The sequence below is a fragment of the Rhodobium orientis genome, assembly GCF_003258835.1.
GTDB classification, from domain to species: domain Bacteria; phylum Pseudomonadota; class Alphaproteobacteria; order Rhizobiales; family Rhodobiaceae; genus Rhodobium; species Rhodobium orientis.
The window spans coordinates 1-289 of sequence record NZ_NPEV01000136.1 but is presented as its reverse complement, the minus strand read 5'-3'; the positions used below and the strand labels follow the sequence as shown (position 1 = coordinate 289).

Genomic DNA, 289 nt, shown 5'->3' with positions numbered 1-289 from the left:
TTTCTTCATGCCCGAATGCCTTTACTTCCTGATGCCCCGTAAACATTTCTTCAACGTGTCCGTTGATGTCGCCGAGTTCTTTTTGCTGCGCGGCGAAGTGTTTCTGCGAAAATGAGGCAATGAATCGGACGGCCAGCATGCTGAGCGGGACCGTGATGAAGACGACGAGCGTCAGCACAGGGCTGATCAAAAGCATCATGACGATGATTCCGACTATTGTAATGACAGACGTAATCATTTGCGTCAGCGCCTGCTGCAATGACGTATTGATATTGTCGATATCATTGAC

Annotated in this window: 1 protein-coding gene; it reads right to left on the bottom strand. The window is 48.8% G+C overall.

Going from position 1 to position 289, the window contains the following annotated elements; genetic code table 11:
• On the bottom strand, nt 1-289 hold a 289-nt coding region (locus CH339_RS25545; RefSeq protein WP_146610296.1), incomplete at both ends, for an ABC transporter transmembrane domain-containing protein.